General features: G+C 75.0%; 11 protein-coding genes. 6 read left to right on the top strand and 5 right to left on the bottom strand.

The annotated features are described in order from the left end of the window. Positions 1-139: 139 nt before the first annotated feature. Genes AC0KTA_RS26445 through AC0KTA_RS26430 form a run of 4 tightly spaced genes read left to right on the top strand, consistent with a single transcriptional unit; the run spans position 140 to position 7,593 of the window. Complete coding sequence (locus AC0KTA_RS26445) at positions 140-637, top strand: CU044_2847 family protein (protein WP_481050712.1); 498 nt, start codon at positions 140-142, stop codon at positions 635-637. Then, positions 634-2,544, top strand: a complete 1,911-nt coding sequence (locus AC0KTA_RS26440; protein ID WP_481050711.1) for a VMAP-C domain-containing protein — start codon at positions 634-636, stop codon at positions 2,542-2,544. The genes AC0KTA_RS26445 and AC0KTA_RS26440 overlap by 4 nt, the downstream gene beginning before the upstream one ends. 26 nt (positions 2,545-2,570) lie before the next feature. Beyond that, the gene (locus AC0KTA_RS26435) at positions 2,571-3,605 is read left to right on the top strand and encodes an AAA family ATPase (protein WP_481050710.1); all 1,035 of its coding nucleotides are present in this window, start codon (positions 2,571-2,573) and stop codon (positions 3,603-3,605) included. Next, positions 3,592-7,593, top strand: a complete 4,002-nt coding sequence (locus AC0KTA_RS26430; RefSeq protein ID WP_481050709.1) for an SAV_2336 N-terminal domain-related protein — start codon at positions 3,592-3,594, stop codon at positions 7,591-7,593. Before AC0KTA_RS26435 ends, AC0KTA_RS26430 begins: the two co-directional genes overlap by 14 nt. A gap of 7 nt (positions 7,594-7,600) precedes the next feature. On the opposite strand, the gene AC0KTA_RS26425 is transcribed toward AC0KTA_RS26430, so the two are convergent. Continuing rightward, positions 7,601-9,001, bottom strand: a complete 1,401-nt coding sequence (locus tag AC0KTA_RS26425; protein WP_481050708.1) for an MFS transporter — start codon at positions 8,999-9,001, stop codon at positions 7,601-7,603. A gap of 230 nt (positions 9,002-9,231) precedes the next feature. On the opposite strand from AC0KTA_RS26425, the gene mreB reads away from it, so the two are divergent. Both mreB and AC0KTA_RS26415 read left to right on the top strand, forming a co-directional pair. Beyond that, on the top strand, positions 9,232-10,269 hold the full coding sequence (gene mreB, locus AC0KTA_RS26420) for a rod shape-determining protein MreB (protein WP_481050707.1): 1,038 nt from the start codon (positions 9,232-9,234) through the stop codon (positions 10,267-10,269). 101 nt (positions 10,270-10,370) lie between these two features. Beyond that, positions 10,371-11,942, top strand: coding sequence for a GAF domain-containing sensor histidine kinase (locus tag AC0KTA_RS26415; RefSeq protein WP_481050706.1), 1,572 nt, complete (start codon positions 10,371-10,373; stop codon positions 11,940-11,942). A 335-nt stretch (positions 11,943-12,277) separates the two neighbouring features. On the opposite strand, the gene AC0KTA_RS26410 is transcribed toward AC0KTA_RS26415, so the two are convergent. The 4 genes from AC0KTA_RS26410 to AC0KTA_RS26395 all read right to left on the bottom strand — a co-directional run bounded on the left by AC0KTA_RS26410 (position 12,278) and on the right by AC0KTA_RS26395 (position 16,681). Then, positions 12,278-14,269, bottom strand: a complete 1,992-nt coding sequence (locus tag AC0KTA_RS26410; protein ID WP_481050705.1) for an ABC transporter permease — start codon at positions 14,267-14,269, stop codon at positions 12,278-12,280. A 151-nt stretch (positions 14,270-14,420) separates the two neighbouring features. Next, entirely contained in the window at positions 14,421-15,233 is an 813-nt protein-coding gene (gene modA / locus AC0KTA_RS26405) for a molybdate ABC transporter substrate-binding protein (protein WP_481050704.1), read from the bottom strand. A 36-nt stretch (positions 15,234-15,269) separates the two neighbouring features. Further along, a complete protein-coding gene (locus AC0KTA_RS26400) occupies positions 15,270-15,674 on the bottom strand; it encodes a TOBE domain-containing protein (protein ID WP_481050703.1) in 405 nt (134 codons plus the stop codon). Between the two features lie 182 nt (positions 15,675-15,856). After that, positions 15,857-16,681, bottom strand: a complete 825-nt coding sequence (locus AC0KTA_RS26395; protein WP_481050702.1) for a TauD/TfdA family dioxygenase — start codon at positions 16,679-16,681, stop codon at positions 15,857-15,859. Positions 16,682-16,692 lie beyond the last annotated feature (11 nt).

Raw genomic sequence — 16,692 nt, 5'->3', positions numbered from 1 at the left:
GGTGTTGCAAGGGAGTTGCGCGGTACTGGCGGGAAGCTGCCAGGGCGGCTTCCCGCCAGCTCCGGGTCTCGGCAAGAATGTGGGCGGCCAATGGGCAGCCAATGGGCGGCCAAGAGGACGCGGCTTCGACGGGGGCGCTATGGACGGTCTGGTGCAGTTCACGACGGACGACGGCGCGCGGGTGGTCGTCGCCGACGTCGACGTCGACGCGTCGGGAGCGCGGCTCGTCTCGCGCGGCGACGGGCCCGCGCAGGCCGCCCGCACCTTCGAGGCGTCCCTGGACGGCGCGCGGGCGGCCGCGGAGTCGGCGCTCCGCGTGTTCCGCGACGGCAGCCTCCGGCCGGACACCGTGGAGATCGAGTTCGGGGTACGGATGACGGCGGAGGCCGGAGCGGTCCTGGTGAAGGGCTCCGCGGAGGGGCACCTGCTGGTACGGCTCTCGTGGTCACCGGAGCAGCCGGGACAGCCGGAGCACAGTGCCGGGGCGGACACGGCGGCGGACGCTGCGGTGGGCACGGCGGCGGACGCGGCGGTGGACGCGGCTTCCAACGGGCACCCCACCCCGGCGGGGCTCCCCGCACCCGCCGCGCCCGCACGGCCCGTCCCCGCCGCCACGGAGCCCGCCCCCACCTCATGAGCAGCGCGTCCTGGCACGCCCGCGTGGAGTGCGGGCCCGAGACCGGTGCGGGGTTCCTCGTGTCGGAGCGGCACGTGCTGACCTGCGCGCACGTCGTGCGGGGCAGCGACAGGTCCGGCGTCGCCGTCTCCTTCCCGCACCACAGGGGTCTCGGCCCGGTGCCCGCCGTCGTCGGCGAGCACGGCGGCTGGAACGGCCGCGCCGACGACCCCGGGGACCTCGCCGTCCTCGAACTCGACCGGGCGGTGACCATCCCGCCGGCCGGCTTCGCGGCACCCGACGACGCGTACGCGGAGCCGCGGCCGCGCCTGGTCGTGTACGGCTTCCCGCGCGGGTACGACGAGGGCACCATCGCCGAGTACCGCGCCACCGCCGCCCAGTTGATCGCCGACGAGTGGGTGCAGCTGGAGTCCTGGAGCGCGCAGGGGCAGCCGCTCGAGCCCGGCTTCAGCGGCGCCGCCGTGGCTCTCGCCGACAGCGGGCTCGTCGTCGGCATGGTCTCGGCGACGGCCCGGGCAGCCGGGGTGCGCAACGGGCGGATGCTGCCCACACCGGTCATGGGCCGCTACTGGCGGGGCCTCGCCGAACTGATCCCCGGTCCCGCGCGGGAGCGGGCGGCCCGGCGGCGGCTGTGCGCGCTCGTGGCGGAGGCCGAGCGGGCGGGCCCGGCGGGCAAGGCCCCGGCGTGGGCGCCGGAGCGGCTGTACCTCGACGCGGTCGGGCCGTTGGGCCCGCCGGTGCCGCCCGGCGGATTCGCCTCGCTGTGGTCGGCGGCCTGGTACGTGCTGTGGGAGGTGGACGCGGCCGGGGCGGCGGAGCGGTTCGCGGAGCGCCTGGCCGGGTTGGTCGGCGCGCCCGACGCCGTCTGCGTGCCCGAGGCGCTCGGCGTACCCGAAGCACGCGGCGTACGCGACGCACTCGCCGTACCTGAAGCGCTCGCCGTACCCGACGACTTACGAGACGCTCCGGACGCGACAGACGCAGCAGCAGCGGAAGCAGCGGAAGCCTCAACGGCGCCGAAAGCCACAGAGGACGCAGAAGCCACAGAGCACACAGCGGACGCGCGCGCCGAGCGCGCCCCCTCCCCCTGGTCCCCCATCCTCGTCGAACTCGCCCGCAGCGGTGCCGGTGACGACCAGGTGCTCGTCGAGGTGTCCGCCTGCCGCGACGGGCACCGGCACCCGGTGGGTTCTCGCACGCTCCCCAGGGCCCAGGTGCGGGCGTACGTCCAGGAGCGCATCGACGAGGCCTTCGGACAACTCGCCCCGGACGCAGCGGAGTTGATCGCCTTCGTACTGCCCCGCGAGTGGCTCAATGAGCCCGTGGCCCGCTGGGCGCGCAGCGCCGACGACCCGACGCCGCTCGGCTGTTCGTACCCCCTGGTCGTCACCGACCGGGCGCGCCGGGCGGGCGGTCTGCGGCACCAGCTCGCCCGCAAGTGGGAGCGGCTCGGCGGCAAGGGCACCACGACGGTGCACCGCGTCGAGTGCGGCACCGGCGAGAAGCCGAACCAGCTCCGCTTCCTGCTGCGCCGCGACGAGGCGGACCTGGCCGGGTTCGCGGCGTCCCCGAAGTCCCCGCGGCTGCGGCCGCACTTCGACGTGTCCCTGAACGCTCCGGCCCCGGTGCTGCTGTGGCCGCGCGCGGAGTGCGGGCACGAGGACGCCGACGCCCACGCGAACCCCCCGGCGCGCTGCCCCGGCTCCGCCTTCCTCGACCAGCTCGCCGCCCACCTCTCCCGGCTGCCGCCCTCCGAACTCCCGCTCCACGTCCTGGCGTTGCGGGAGAGCGCGGACGCCGCCGACGAGCCCGACCGGCACTGGGCGCGGGACATACAGCTCCTGTGGGACGACCCGCGCTGCTTCCCGGACACCGCGTCCGCCCCACTGCGCTCCCCCGTCGCCTGACCGCCCGACACGACGAAAGAGTCCGCATGTCCCTGTGGCCCGTCTACACCGGCACGAACGAGCCGCACGACGGCATCACGCGGCTGCCCCCGCCGCCGCCGTGGCGCGCCTTCGACGGCGGCCCCGTCCTGGACGCCCCCGGCGCGGACGAGTCCGCGGCGTCCCCGGACCGCGCGCACCGCGCCCGCACCTACCGCGCCACCGACGAGTGCGTGCAACTCGTCAACGCCGCCCTGTACTTGCGCCGCCCGCTGCTCGTCACGGGCCCGCCCGGCAGCGGCAAGTCCAGCCTCGCGTACGCCGTCGCGCGCGAGCTCGGGCTCGGCCCGGTCCTCCGCTGGAACATCACGAGCCGCAGCACCCTGCACGACGGGCTCTACCAGTACGACCCGCTGTCTCGCCTGTACGCGGCCGGGCGCACCCACGCCACCGAGGTGCCGGACGACCGCGCGGGCGTCGAGGACCATCTGCGCCTCGGCCCGCTCGGCACCGCCCTCCTGCCCTATGCCCGCCCCCGCGCCCTCCTCGTCGACGAGATCGACAAGAGCGACCTGGACCTGCCGAACGACCTCCTGAACGTCCTGGAGGAAGGCCAGTACGAGATCCCGGAGCTGGTGCGCGTCGCCCGGCACACGCCCACGGCGTCGCTGCTCGCGGACGGCTCGGACGACCTGGTCACCGTCGTGAGGGGCCGGGTGCGCTGCCGCGCGTTCCCCTTCGTGGTGCTCACCAGCAACGGCGAGCGCGAGTTCCCGCCCGCCTTCCTCCGCCGCTGCGTCACGCTGCGCCTGCGCCAGCCGCACGGCGACCACCTGGAGGAGATCGTCCGGGCCCACCTGGGCGAACCGGACGCGTACGCACGTGAGTTGATCGACCGATTCCTGGAGCGCGGCAGCGGCGGCGAGCTCGCCACCGACCAGCTGCTCAACGCCGTCTACCTCACGGGCGCGGCCGGTGTCGAGGCGTCGTCCCGTGACGACCTCGCGCGGCTGCTCATGCCGTACCTGAGCGAGGACGCGCGCCGCACGGCGGCGGACCAGGGGCCCGATGCCGCCTTCTGACGCCTCCGCATCGGACGGCGGGCCCGGCGCCACCCCGGCGGACGACCGGCCCGGCGGGTTCCCGCGCCTCCCCGTCGACCGGCTCGCCGCCGTGCTCGCCGCGGCGGGCGGCCGGGCGGGCGGCGCCTCGACGGGACCGGGTCCGTCCCCCGACGAGCTGGCCGAACTCCTGTGGCTCGCACGGCATATGGGCCCGGCCGGGCAGCCGGCGCCGTCGACCGGCACACGGGACGAGGCGCCGGACGAGGGCGCCCCCGGCGACGTACCACCACCGCCTCCGGCACCGCGTGCCGAACCCCCCGCCGACCCCGCACGAACGCGGCCCCCCGACCCGCCGGAACCGGGCCGGGTCCCGCTGCACCTGCCCACGCCGTCGCCCTCGGGCGCCCAAGAGCGAACCGCCGCCGGGCCCGGCGGACTCCCCGGATCCGGCGGGAGGGCGCTCCGCGTCCCCGTCCCGCCGATGATCCCCCACCCCCTCGCCCTCCAGCGCGCTCTGCGCCCCCTCGGCCGCCGCGTGCCCGCGCCCGACCGGCACGTCCTCGACGAGGCCGCCACCGCGCACCGCATCGCCGCGCTCGGCGCGCATCCGCGCGCCTGGCTGCCGGTGCTCCGGCCCGCGGACGAGCGCTGGCTGCGGCTCTCGCTCGTGTACGACGACGGGCCCACGATGCCCGTGTGGCGGCCGCTGGTGCGCGAACTGCACACGGCGCTCGCGCAGTCGGGCCTGTTCCGCACGGTGGAGCTGCACCGCGCGGCGGCCGACGGGACGGTGCCGCCGCGCGCCGCCGAGGTGCCCCCGACCGGCCGCACCGTCACGCTCGTCGTCAGCGACTGCATGGGCCCGCAGTGGCGCACGGGCCCGGCGGGCCGCCGCTGGTTCCGTACACTGCGCCGCTGGGCCGACCACATGCCGCTGGCCGTCCTGCAGCCGCTGCCCGAACGCCTCTGGCCCACGACGGCGTTGCCCGCGACGCCGGGGCGCCTCACCGCCCCGCACGCGGCGGCCCCTTCGGCGGCCCTGGGCTTCGCCCCGTACGACGGTTCCGCGCCGCCTTCCGGAGCGGTGCCTGTGCCCGTTCTCGAGGTCGCCCCGGCGTGGCTGTCGCACTGGGCGACGCTGGTCGCGGACGCGGGGGGACGGCCGGTGCCGGGCACGGTCGCCTGGCTGGGCCCGGCGCCCACCGGAGCCGAGGGCGAGCTGCCGCGTGCGGACCTCACGCTCCTGTCGCCCGAGGAGCTGGTCCTCCGCTTCCGTTCGTCCGCCTCGCCCGAGGCCTTCCGCCTCGCCGGCCACCTGGCCGTGGGCGAGCCCCACCTGCCGGTCATGCGGCTCGTCCACGCGGCCGTGTCACGCCAACCACGCCCGCAGCACCTGGCGGAGGTCGTACTCAGCGGAATGCTGAGCGAGGTGCCGGGCGCTGAGCCCGGGGCGTACGCCTTCCGGGAGGGGGTGCGGGAGGTGCTCCTGGGGACGTTGCCGCGCTCCGCGCGGGGGCGGACGCGGCAACTGCTCGCGCAGGTGGGCGGGTTGATCGATGAGCGGGCGGGCGCTGCGCCGGGGGTGCTGCGGGCCGTCGCGCCGGGGGCGGGCGCGGGGAGGAGTGCGGGACCGGAGGGGGTGGCCGCGGAGCCGTTCGCGGAAGTGAGCGAGGAGAGCGTACGGCGGCTCGGTGCGGGCGGGCTGTTCGCCGGACGGTACCGGTTGCTGCGGCAGACGGGCGGCGCGAACGAGTGGCTGGCGGAGGACATCCGGAACGAGGACGAGACCGTGGTGGTCCGGAGCTATCCGGGCACGACGCCGTGGCTGCGGGTGAACTTCCGCGGGATCGCGCGGCGACTCGCTCTGATCGGCCACCCGGGACTGGCAGCGGTCACGGACTACGGCGTCGAGGACGACGCCCCTTACCTGGTACGGGAGTTCGTCGACGGACGCAGCCTGCCGGCGTTGCTGCGCAGATCACCGCACGGCCTGCCCGCCGTCCAGCTGACCGCCCTGCTCCCGCGCATCGCCGAGGCCCTGGCCGCGCTGCACGACCACGGGGCCTCGCACGGCGCCCTGCACTCGTGGAACGTGATCGTCACACCGGACGGCCCCGTCCTGACCGGCATCGAGGCCGAGCAGTTCAACGCGGCCGCCCGCTCGGTGGACCTGCGCGCCCTCGGGGACCTCGCCACCGCGATGTACATGGGGGAGCAACCATCGGGGGCCCACCAGCCCCCGCTGCCCTTGGGGGACTTGGGCCTGCCCGACTGGCTCCGGGAAGAGCTCGCGGCGGCCGTCGCCGACCTGGCGTCCCACGACACGCACGACCAGCAGCGCGGCCTCACCCGGCTCCTGTCCCTGCCCCGGTCCCGGCCGGAACACCCCCGCCGCGAGTACGCGCTCCTCGGCCCCGTCCACGTCTCCCAGGGGGACCGCCCCGTCGCCACCGGCTCCCGCCGCGAACAGGCCCTGCTCTGCATGCTGCTGCTCCGCGAGGGCGGCCTCGTCACCGTCGACGACCTGATCGACGGCATCTGGGGCACCCCCGCGCCCCGCGCCGCCCGTGACAGCATCCACGCGTACGTCTCCCGCCTTCGCAGCGCGCTCGGCCCGGGCTCGGTGGTGCGGCACAAGGACGGCTACGCCCTGCCGCTCGACCCCGTCCACGGCCCCGCCGACATCGACGTCTTCCGCTTCCGGGACCTGGTCGCCCAGGTCGAGCGGGCTCACGAAGAGGGGGACTTGGAGCGCGGGCACGAACTCGCCGCGGCCGCCCTCACCTTGTGGCGCGGCGAACCCTTGTACGGTGTGCCGGGCCCCGCCGCCCACGCGCTCCGCGAGGAACTCCACGCCCTGCACCAGGCCCTGCTCAGGAGGGTGTCCGCCGCCCCGACGACCATCGCCTTCGCCTTCGCGACCCGCCCCGGCTGGCAGGCCGACACCCTGACGAAGCTGAGCCGGGCGGTGTCCGAGCTGCTTGCCCACGGGGGCGTCGGGCCCGACCAGTTCGAGCTGCTGCCGCGCGAGCGCGGCTGGGATGCAGCCGTCAGAACCGATGTGCCCGCGGGGGTGCTGCTGGACGCGATCCTGCGGGAACTGCCCTCTCTGATACGGAGATTCAACCGTCTCGGCTTGGTCGTCGCCGTGGACGTGGAGCCGCCCTCCGCCACGCCCCTGCCCGACGACCACGCCACGGTCGTCATCCACCGCGCCGTGCACTACGCGCTGAACGATCCCCGCTTCCAGCCCCTCCCCGGCACGGACACCTGGTACTGCCAGCTCCCCGCGGCGCCCTCCACCGACCCGCTGTCCACCACCCTCGCCGCCGCCGACGCCGTCGTCCTCGGCTTCGACGGCACCCTCACCCGCCTCTACGCCCCCGGCAAGGCCCGCGACGCCGCGCTGCGGCTGCTGTCGCTGGTGGTCCAGGAGCGCGACCCCGAGGAAGCCCTGGGCGGACGGCCGGTGTCGCGGGCCGGGGGCACGGCCGAGTACGTCCACCCGATGGACGTACTCCGCGCCTTCGCCCGCGAGGGCTCCCTCGCCCGTGACCTGCACGACCAGCTGGACCGCGTCGAGCGCCAGGCCGTTTACAGCGCGCGGCCCGCGCCGGGCGCCTCCGCCCTCGTACGGCTTCTGAAGGCCCGTCCCCTCCGGCTGGCCGTCGCCACCGACACCGCGTCGGCGGCCGTCGCGACGTACATGACGACACAGGACCTCGACGTGCCCGCGGAGGCGATCCACTGCCGTACGCCCGACCTGACGCGGCTGCTGCCCGACCCGGACTGTCTGCGGCGGGCGCTGCGGCAGCTCGACGTCCCCGCCGAGCGTTGCGTCATGATCGGCTCGACCGTGGCGGAGGCCACCGCCGCCCGCACCCTCGGACTCCCCTTCATCGGGTACGCCTCCGACGACCGTTCCCGCGAACGCCTGCTGGCCGCCGGAGCCCGGCACACGGTGAGCTCGCTGGCCCAGGTCGCCGACGTCGTACGGCAGTCCTGAGGCGCCGTCAGGCCTGCGGGTCGCGGGCGTCGTAGTGCAGGAACGACCGCCAGCGAGTGACCAGGAGACCCACCGCCAGCACGCAGGCGAGGCCGCCGCCGGTGATCGCCACGCGGGGCGAGGTGAGGTCGCCGACGGTTCCGGCGAGGAAGTCGCCGGCGCGCGGCCCGCCCGCGACGACCACGATGAACACGCCCTGGAGGCGCCCGCGCATCGCGTCCGGCGTGGCCGCCTGGAGCATCGTGCTGCGGAAGACCATCGAGATGGTGTCCGCGCACCCGGCGAGGGCGAGGAAGACCAGGCCGAGCCAGAGGTTGCGGGTGAGGCCGAAGACCGCGACTGCCGTGCCCCAGGCCGCCACCGACAGCGCGATGGCGAGCCCGTGCCGGTGGACGCGGCCCAGCCAGCCGGAGAACACGCCGCCGAGCAGCGCGCCCACCGCGGGCGCCGCCGCGAGCAGGCCCGCCGTCTTCGCGTCGCCGCCGTACCAGACCACGGCGATCGCCGGGAACAGCGCCCGCGGGTGCGCGAGGACCATCGCGCACAGGTCGGTGAAGAAGGTCATGCGGATGTTGGGGCGGGTGGCGAGGAAGCGGAGGCCGTCGACGACGGAGGCGCGTGGCCGCTTGCCGCCGGGACTCATCGCCCCTGCCGTCGCCCCCTTGGCTCCCGCCGCCCCCGACGCCCCCTTCGCCTCCGGGCCGTCGGCCAGGGGCCGCATCGACGGCAGTCGCCACATCGCGTACAGCGCCGCCGTGAACGCCACCGCGTCGATGACGTACGCCGCCTGATAGCCCCACAGCCCCACCAGCAGGCCGCCGAGCATCGGGCCGAGCATCGCGCCGGACGTCGTCGTGATGGAGTTCAGGGCGTTCGCGGCGGGGAGCTGCTCGGGCGGCAGCAGGCGCGGGATCATCGACGTGCGCGCCGGGGAGTTCAGCGCGCCGCACGTCGCCTGCAGCGCGACCACGCCGTACAGGAACCACACGTGGTGATAGCCGATGAGCGCCGCGCCCGCGAGGGCGAAGGACAGGGCGCACAGGCCCGCCGCCGAGTACAGGCCGAGCTTGCGGCGGTCCACGGTGTCGGCGATCGCGCCGCCGTACAGGCCGAAGACGACCAGCGGGACGAGGGAGAAGAGACCGACCAGTCCGACGGAGAAGCTGGAGCGCGTGATGTCGTACACCTGGAGCGACACCGCGAGCGCGGTCATCGCCTGGCCGACCCAGGAGATGGTGTTGCCGACCCAGAGGCGCCGGTAGTCGGCGGAGGTGCGCAGCGGGGTCAGGTCGGCGAGTATGCGGCGCTTCGGGGCGGGGTCGGCGACGTCGACCGATATGGGGGGTTCGCCCTGCCCGCCCTGCCCTGACTGCTCGTCAGGCGCGTTTTCCGTGGATGCTCGTGTCACACGGGATGCTAACCGGCCGCGGGCGGGGCGCCCCAGAGATTATCCGCACCCCCGCGGGCCGGGGCGCCGCCGAAGATCACCCGCGCGGCGGCACCCCGGCCGGCGCATCCCAGCGCGCGGCCCGCTCCCGGCCGCCGCACGATGCGAGTCAGGGACCGCCGTTCCGGCGGTCCCTGACTCGGGCCGTCGTCCGGCGGTCCGCACGGTCTGCGCTCTCGGGAGGATCTGCCATGACCGTCAGCCTGGAGAACTTGCGCCGCTGCCATATCGCCGTCGACATGGGGGCCGCGCGCACGCGGGTGTTCGTGAAGGGCGCGGGACTCGTCGTCGACGAGCCGAGCGTCGCCGCCGTGAACACGCGGACCGGCGCGCTGATCGCGGTGGGGCAGTTCGCGGAGCAGATGACGGGACGGACGCCCGGATACATCCGTGTCGTACGGCCCGTGTCCGGCGGCACCGTCGTCGACATCGAGATGTGCCAGCGGATGCTGCGTCATCTGCTCGGCGAGAAGCTGCGCCGCACCCTGCGCCGCAAGCCGCGGATGCGGGCCGCCGCGTGCACCCCGCACGACGCGGATCCGCTGGCGCAGCGGGCGGCGGTGGAGACGATGGTCGGGCTCGGCGCGCGCCGCGTGGAGCTGGTGGACACGCTCATCGCGGCCGCGGTCGGCTGCGGGCTGCCCGTCGAGCGGCCCGAGGCGACGATGATCCTGGTGTGCGGGGCCGCCACGACGCAGGTCGCGGTCCTCTCCCTCGGCTCGATCGTGACGGCCGAGCGGATTCCGGTGGGCGGCGAGGCCATCGACGCCGCGATCGTGCAGCACCTGCGCCACCAGCACGAGTTGATGCTGCCGTCCCAGTCGGTACGTCCCCTCCAGCTCGCGCTGAGCGGCAACGGCCTGACCCCGCAGGGCCCGGAGTCGACGGAGATCCACGGGCGGGACGTGGCGACGGGTCTCGCGCGCTCGGTGCAGGTGGACACGGCCGCCGTCCGGGACGCGATCCACACGCCGCTGACCGCCGTCCTCGACGGCATCGGCAAGGTCCTGCGGGACTGCCCGCCGGACCTGGTCGCCGACCTCGCGGACCGCGGGATCATGATGGTCGGCGGCAGCGCGCTGCTTCCCGGCCTCGACCAGATGCTCGTGAACGCCACCGGCATGCCCGTCCACATCGCGGAGCGGCCGGACGTGTGCGCGGTGCTCGGACTCGGTGCGATGCTTGAGGGCAAGATCCAACCGCTGGTCCTGGACCCGCTGGCGGGCTGAGCGGGCGTTCCGCCCCGCGGGGCGCTTCCGCTCCGCCTTGCGGGCCGCTTCGAGTCCGGCTGCGGGACGGGCCGCAGACCGATGGGGAGTACGCCGACGACATGACCGACGACGTCAGCGAACCGCCGCTGCCGCTGCTCCTGGACGCGGTCCTGAGCGTCGGCACCGAACTCGAGCTGCGGTCCACGCTCCAGCACATCGTGGACAGCGCGACCCGGCTGACCGGGGCCGCGCACGGCGTCCTGAGGGTGACGGCCGCGGCGGAGGGCGGCCCGCCGGACGTGTTCACGTCGACGTCAGGGGAGGCGCGCCTGCCCGATGAGGCGCCCGTGCCCGGTGAGGCGCCCGCGCCGGACGATGCGTCCACGCCGGACGATGATGCACCAACGCGGGACGACGTGCCCACCCCGGACAGACTTCCGGCCTCCCTCAGCATCCCCATCCTCGTGCACGACGAGGAGTTCGGGACCCTGCATCTCACGGCCGGGGCGGGCGGCGGCTTCTCCGGCGCCGATGTCGGGCTTCTGCGGGTGCTCGCGGGGCAGGCGGGGATCGCGGTCGGGAACGCGCGGCTGTACGAGACGGCCCGGCAGCGCGAACGCTGGATCGAGGGCGCGGCGGCGGTCACCACCGCGCTGCTCACCGGTGAGGCCGCGGCCGACGCGCTGATGACGGTGGCCCAGCAGGCGCGGCGGCTCGCGGACGCGGCGGCGGGCGTGGTCCTCCAGCCCACGCCGGAGGGCGGCATGACGATCGTGGCCGCGGCGACGGACGCGGTCGGCGGCACCCTCCCGCCCGAGCGCCGCAGCCATCCCGCGGCGGCCGCGCAGAACGACATGATCGGCACCACCATCGAGCCCGGCAGCGCCGTCCTGGAGCAACTGCTCGGCGGCGAGCCGGTGTTCATCGAGGACTCGGCGACCGACCCCCGCATGACGACCCACGTACGCTCCCGGTTCGGGCCGAGCATGATGCTGCCGCTGCAGGCGGGCGGCCGCCTCATCGGCACGCTCGCGCTGCCGCGCCGCCGCGGCGAGCGCGCGTACACGGCCGTGGAGCGGCTGCTCGCCACGCAGTTCGCCTCGCAGGCGGCGCTCGCCCTCGTCCTTGCCGACGCGCAGCAGTCCCGGCAGCGGCTCGCGGTCTTCGAGGACCGCGACCGCATCGCGCGCGACCTGCACGACCTCGTCGTACAGCGCCTGTTCGCGACCGGCATGATGCTGGAGTCGACGCGGCGCAGGGCCGGTTCGGCGCCGGAGGGGTCGGCGCTCGACCAGGCCGTGGACGAGCTGGAGTCCACGATCCAGGAGGTGCGGACGGCCATCTTCGCGCTGCAGCAGCCGCCCGCCGACGCGCCGACCACCTTCCGGGGGAAGGTGCTCAAGGAGACGGCGGGGGCGGCGGCGCTGCTCGGTGTGCAGCCGTCCGTGCACTTCACCGGCGCCGTGGACACGCGGGTCGCGGACCCGGCCGCCGGTCACCTCCTCGCCGCCCTGCGCCGCGCGCTGGCCGCGGCGTCGCGGCGGGTCGACGTCACGCGGGTCGACGTGACGATCGACGCGGGGGTGGGCTTGCCCGACGGGCGGGCGGGTGTGCGGCTTGTCGTCTTCGACGACGGGGCCACGGAGGATTCCAGTGCGGGCACCACGGTGACGTGGCAGGCGCCGCTGTGAGCCGCGCCGTGGGCACCGCCACGGGGGCTCCGCCCCCGAACCCCCGCTCCTCAAACGCCGGAGGGGCTATATCCCCCACCCACCCGCCCTTACTACCCGCCGGAACAGCCGGTGAGGTTTCAGCCCGCGCGGCGGAATTTCAGCCCGCCCGGCACGTGAGGACGAGCCGCGAAGCGGCGATCGGCGGAGGTCTGTCCCACCCACCCGCGACCCCTACCCCTCCCAGCCCGTCCGGCGATTGAGGACGAGCCGCGGAGCGGCGACAGCGGGGGGCCAGGGGGCGGCAGCCCCCTGGTTACGGGAAGGGGCGGGCTTGGGGAGGCCCCCGGCAGGGCCTACAGCTCCACCACCGAAACCTCCGTGGCCTTCACGCTCGTCCATACCTCCGCTCCGTCCGCGAGGGCGAGTTCGGCCGCCGCGGCCGGCGTGATCTCGGCGACGAGGTCGGGGGCGTCCGGGGACGTGATGAGGACCCGCAGGCGGCTGCCGGCCGCCGTGATCTCGCGGACCGTGCCGGGCCAGACGTTGCGCGGGCTGCCCGCCGGCTTCTCCCGGTGCACCGACACCGCCTCGGGGGCGATGACGGCCAGGGCGCGGACCCCCGCGTCGAGAGGGTCCGCGACGACAAGGCGTCCCGCGCCCGCGAGGGCGAGCGTCCCGTCGGGGCCCGCGGTGCCCGGCCAGGCGTTGCGGCCCAGCATGCGGGCCACCCAGGGCGACCGCGGATGCCGGGTCACCTCGGCGGGCGGCGCGTCCTGGAGCGTACGGCCCTCGTCGAGTACGAGGACCCGGTCGGCCAGGGACACCGCCTCCACGGGGTCGTGGGTGACGATCAGGCAGACGCCGCCGAAGCCGTCGAGGTGCCCGCGCAGGGTGTGCCGCACGTGGGCCCTCGTCGTCTGGTCGAGCGCGGCCAGGGGTTCGTCCAGGAGCAGCAGCCGCGGGCGCGCCGCGAGGGCCCGGGCCAGGGCCACCCGCCCCGCCTGCCCGCCGGACAACTGCGCGGGCCTGCGGTGCGCGAGGTGCCCGATCCCGAGCCGGTCCAGCCACTCCTGCGCCGCACGCCTAGCCGCACCGCGCGGTACGCCCTGTGCCCGCAGCCCGTACGCCGTGTTGCCGAGGGCGTTCAGGTGCGGGAACAGCGCGCCGTCCTGCGGCACCCAGGCCACCTTGCGCCGGTGCGGCGCGAGCGCCGTGACGTCGGTGTCGCCGAGGCGCAGGGCCGCGTGCGCGCGGGGGGTCAGGCCGAGGAGGGCCCGCAGGAGCGTGGTTTTGCCGGCGCCGTTGGGGCCGACGACGGCGATGGTGGTGCCGGGGTCGGCGTCGAGGGTGAGCTCGGTGAAGCCGGTGACGTCGGCGTGCAGACTCCAACTACCCCTGCCCTCCGGAGACTTGAACACCTCCGCACCCGGCGGGGCCTCGGGAGCAGCTCCGCCCGGCGGCGACTCGGGAGCAGCTTCACCCGGCGCCTCGGGAACACCCCGCCCCCGCGACGCCGACCCCGCCGACCCGCCCCCGGTCCACCGCCCCCGCAACGCCACCAGCACGGCCATCGCGATGGCGAGCAGCAGCAGGGACACCGAGGTGGCGGCCTCCGGCGAGTCCTGGAGGAGCAGGTACACCTGGAGCGGCAGCGTCTGTGTCGTACCGGGCAGATTCCCCGCGAACGTGATCGTCGCGCCGAACTCGCCGAGCGCCCGCGCCCAGGTGAGCGCGGCCCCGGCGACGAGGCCCGGCGCGACCATCGGCAACGTGACGGTGAAGAACACCCGCACCGGGGAGGCCCCGAGGGACGCGGCCGTCTCCTCGTAGCTGGGCCGCAGTCCCGCGATCGCCCCCTCCAGGCTGATCACCAGGAACGGCATCGAGACGAACGTCGCCGCGACGACCGCGCCGGAGGTGTGGAAGGGCAGGACGACGCCGAAGGTGCCCTCCAGCCAGGGCCCGAGCAGCCCGCGCCGCCCGAAGCCGAGCAGCAGCGCGACGCCGCCGACGGTCGGCGGCAGCACCATGGGCAGCAGCACGAGCGAGCGTACGAGCGCCTTGCCGGGGAACGGCACCCGCGCGAGCAGCCAGGCCAGCGGCACGCCGAGCAGCAGCGAGAGGCCGAGCGCCCAGAAGGACACGACGAGCGAAAGCCGAAGGGCCTCGGTCACCCCCGGGCTCGTCAGATGCTCCCCGAGCTCCCCCCACTCCGTACGGGCCAGCACCCCGACGAGCGGCATCAACAGAAACGCGACGCCGAGCAACGCGGGCCCCGCAAGCAGCACCGGCGCACGCACGCGGCCCCCGGCGGCGGGGCGCGACCTGCGGAAGCGGTTGTTCATCGGCGGATCCTGACGTACGAAGCGAATCAGCAATACGGGACGCGCCCCGTAGGGGCGCGGGGCTGTGTCGATATGCGGCTCCGCCGCGGGGCGCGCCCAGCCCCCACGGAGCCGCAGGCGGAAAAGAGACCAGCCGCCCCCGGAGAAACAGCTACGGCTTCTGGAAGCCCGCTTCCCGCAGAATCTTCTGCGCCTCCGCCGAGCCAAGCCACTTGACGAAGGCATCGGACGCCTCCTTGTGCCCGGACTGCGCAAGCGTGGCAGCCGGATAAGACGCCACGGCGTTCTGGGCGTCGGGGATGGAAAGTGCGTCGACCTTGTCGGCGGCCACCGCGGCGTCGGTCTTGTAGACGATGCCCGCGTCGGCCTCGCCGAGCTCGACCTTGCTGAGCACACCGCGCACGCTCGTCTCCTGCGAGACCGGCTTCACCTTGAGCTTCTGCGCGTCGAGCACCTGCTGGCCGTACCGCCCGACGGGCACCTCGGGCGCGGCGAGCACGACCTTCAGGCCGCTGTCGGTGAGGCCCTTCAGGCTCTTGATCTTCTTGGGGTTGCCCTCGCGGGTGGCGATGACGAGCCGGTTCTTGGCGATGACGGTCGGCGTGCCGGTGTCGGACTTCAGCCCGTCCATGGTCTTGGTGTCGGCGGTCACCAGGGCGTCGGCGGGCGAGCCCTGCTTGACCTGCGCGGCGAGTTCCTGTGACCCGGCGAAGGAGAAGGTGAGCTTCGTGCCCGGGTGCTTCTTCTCGTACGCCGTCTCCACCTTCTTGAACACATCGGTGAGCGACGCGGCCGCGAGCACGGTCAGGTCGGCGTCGGGCGCGGCCCCGGCCGTGCCGCCGCTGCCCTTGTCCTTCTTGCTGTCGCCGTCGTCGTTACCGCAGGCGGCGAGCGGCAGCAGGAGCACGGCGGCGGCCACCGCAGCGGCGGCGCGGGCGGTACGGGCAGGGGGAACGGGGGACATGAGCGGGACTCCTCGCGAGGCGTTCGTTCGGGGCGTTCAGACGCGGTCGATGTGCACGCTGGTGGACTTCACGCGGGCGGTGGCCTCCATCCCGACCTCCAGACCGAGCTCCTCCACCGCCTCGCGGGTGAGCAGCGAGACCAGGCGGTGCGGGCCCGCCTGGATCTCGACCTGCGCGGCCACGTCACCGAGCTTCACGGCGGTGACGATGCCGGGGAAGGCGTTGCGCGCGGACGTGTACGAGCCCTCGTCCTCGCCGGTGCCGCCCGCGCCGTTCTGGGCCAGTTCCACGGAGAACGCGGCCAGGTCGCGCCCCTCGATGAGGCGGCGCCCGGCGTCGTCCCGATGCGTGGCGACGCGCCCGGCGTCGGCCCAGCGCCGCGCGGTGTCAGGACTGACGCCGAGAAGCCGGGCGGCCTGCCCGATGGTGTAGGACTGCATGTGCAGCACGATAAGCCCGTTTGCCTGGCATCTGTAAAACTTCAGCGGAACATACATGGCAGATGCGACCTAGGGCCACACCTCCTGGGCAAAGCCCCAACCGGGCCCCGTAGGGGCGCGGGGAACTGCGCGCCCAGCCCCCACCGGGCCCGCAGGATAAAAACCGCAAATCCAGCGAAGCGCTAACGCGCGTCAGCGCTACGCACCGTAAGAATCCGCACGCTCCGCTCCCCCACATGCCCATCCCGCCCGTGCCAACAGCGGTAGTTGTCGAGTACGAGAACGTCCCCCGCCGCCAGGCGGAAGCGCGGCAGCCCGGCTTCGAGCCCATGCACGGCCCGAGTGAACCGCTCCAGCATGGCGGCCACGTACACCCCGTCGGGGTCACGGTGCAACGGAGCCGCGCCGTCCGTGCGGCGGAAGACGCGGCGCCCGGTCCGCGTCCACTCCACGTGCCGCCCCACGCTGGGCGCCGCAGGCAACCCGCGCAGGCCCGCCCACGCCCCGTACAGATCGACGTCGAAGCCGGTCAGGAAGGACCGCAGCTCCGGGTCGGCCGTCGCGAGCCCGTCCACGAACCGGCCCGCGTCCAGCGCGAAGGAGTGCCCGCCGGACGGCGCGGGGCGCACGCACTGCACGAACACGTAGTCCTCGTCCGGGTGGCGGCGCCTGCTGGGTACGCCGCCGATGTCCACCCGCACGTCGAAGCTGTCGGCGTGCAGGTGGACGGGCCCGCCGTCCCGCGACGTACGCAGCCGCTGCGGGTACAGCTCGCGCAGCCGGGCGCCGAGCACCCGCGCGGCGGCGACGGCGAGCCCGTCGCCGCCGGTGCCGTACGCGGACAGCACGACCGCGCCGTGCTCGGCGAGCAGCGCGGGCGCCTTGTCCAGCTCCTCGCCCGCGACACGGGGTGGCTCGACGCCGTACGCGAGCGCGGGCGCGGAGCCGTCGCCGGCCGCGGGAGCGGGGCCGGGTCCGGGCGTGCCGCCCGGGAGTTGATCAGTCATGCCGTGACTCT

This window comes from Streptomyces sp. Y309, assembly GCF_056712025.1.
Note: the sequence above shows the minus strand (reverse complement) of the source record. Positions and strands in the feature narration are given on the sequence as shown.